At 54.6% G+C, this 1,777-nt stretch carries 2 protein-coding genes and 1 tRNA gene; 1 reads left to right on the plus strand and 2 read right to left on the minus strand.

Annotated elements, in window-relative coordinates; all coding sequences use genetic code 11:
* The coding region (locus tag AC221Y_RS23320) for a histidine kinase dimerization/phospho-acceptor domain-containing protein (RefSeq protein ID WP_486708663.1) at positions 1-966 on the minus strand (966 nt) is incomplete at its 3' end.
* A 140-nt stretch (positions 967-1,106) separates the two neighbouring features.
* Here AC221Y_RS23320 and AC221Y_RS23325 point away from each other — a divergent pair.
* Positions 1,107-1,181 (plus strand) — tRNA-Asn (locus tag AC221Y_RS23325).
* A gap of 89 nt (positions 1,182-1,270) precedes the next feature.
* Here the strand turns inward: AC221Y_RS23325 and AC221Y_RS23330 are convergent.
* Complete coding sequence (locus AC221Y_RS23330) at positions 1,271-1,558, minus strand: tyrosine-type recombinase/integrase (protein WP_486708664.1); 288 nt, start codon at positions 1,556-1,558, stop codon at positions 1,271-1,273.
* Between the last annotated feature and the right edge of the window lie 219 nt (positions 1,559-1,777).

The following is a 1,777-nucleotide window of genomic DNA, read 5'->3' on the forward strand; positions in this document are numbered from 1 at the left end:
CAACTCGATATCCAGACCGTCGCGCTGTTTGTTCTCGAGGATTTTCCCGACCAAGTCGTGCAGCGACACCTCGGTGATCTTTTCGTCGTTATCCCCTTTCGCGAATTCCAAGAACTCGCGCAGCATCGACTCCATGTCTTCAACGTCGCGTTGCAGCATTTTGGTTTCGGGGGTCCCGTCCATCAACGAAAGCGATAGTTTCATCCGCGTCAGCGGCGTGCGCATGTCGTGGCTGACACCGGACAGCATAAGTGTCCGCTGCTCTATCTGCCGTTCGATCCGCGCCCGCATTGACAGGAAAGCACGGCCCGCGCTCCAGACTTCGGTGGCGCCCTGGGGGTGGAATTCGATCGACTGGCCCTTGCCGAAGGCCTCGGACGCCTTGGCCAGTCGCGTGATGGGGCGCACTTGATTCTTCAGAAACAGGATGGCTATGCTCGTCATCAGGATCGAGGCAAGCGCCATCGCCACCAGCACCTGATGCGGATTGCCGGCAGAGGCCTGATACCGCGAAAATGACAGGGCCAGATAGCCGGGCACTGTTTCGACGACAATCCGGACGCGCCCGTCCAGCGTGTTCAGGTCCACGGCAATCAGTCCTTCGATCTGGTCATAGAGCGTCTCGGTTACATACTTGCCCGAAAGATCGAACAGATCCTTGCGGTCCCGCTCTTGCGCCGCCTGCGCTTCTGGCAGGAATTCGAAATCGACCCCAAAGGGCACCGTGCGTTGCGCAAGTTCGGCTCGCGCCGCGTCCTCGTCCGCGCTCCGGTTCGCGGCGCTCAGAATATAGTCGAGTTCCATCGCGGTATTCGATGTCAGCTGGCGACTGACATCGCCGAACAGGCGCTCGATAAACACGAAGACGACGACGACCTGGACGAAGATTATCGGGATCACCAGAATCAGGATGGCCCGCCAGAGCAGGCTGCGCGGAAGTAGGGGTTTGATCCAGCGTGTCCACATGATGAACAAGAGTTAGGCCGCGGATCGGCGCGACGCAAGCTGTTAGATCGGCAGAAAAACCCGCAGCGTGTTAAAAAGCCTATGGACGGCAGAAAACCGCACTGTTATATGCGGGGCCGCAGCAGGATTGTTGCAGGTATTCCGGCGTAGCTCAGCGGTAGAGCAGTTGACTGTTAATCAATTGGTCGTAGGTTCGATCCCTACCGCCGGAGCCATAAATCTCTACAAAAACAGTCACTTACACGATATTTGATACACTCCCTTTATATGGACTTTACATACTGTACCCAATAGTGTGCTAGACTTATTCGTTGAGGATTTTCCTAGCCTCTTCAAGCACTTCTTCGGTTTCGAACTGAACATACATCTCCGTCATGGTGGTAGAGGTATGACCCAGCAGCTTTGCGATCTTTTGGAGACTCATGCCACGTTGGGCTAACCGAGTCGAATAGGTGTCGCGTAGTGAGTGGATCGTTGCTGATCCTCTTGTAGCGACCAAACGCTGATCCTGGTCGCATGTGTCCTTCAAGGTCTTCCTGAGGATTTTCACCGCTCGGGTCATTTCCATGAAGGGTTGAGGCTGGTTGTCCATGCGTTTCAAAATGCCCTGTGTCCAGTCAGGAAGTGGGCCCCGAGAGACTGCATCGGTCTTGGGCCTGTACACTTCCATTGTGGCTTTTTACATATTAATGTCGTGCCAGCTGATATTAAGCCCTCATTCATGAGTAACTCTATAATCATTTTACTAGGGAAGCCGCATCTGCAAAAGGACTTGCTTAAAGCGTAACCGGACTGCCTGTCTGGCCAAGTG

Source organism: Boseongicola sp., from assembly GCF_057460485.1.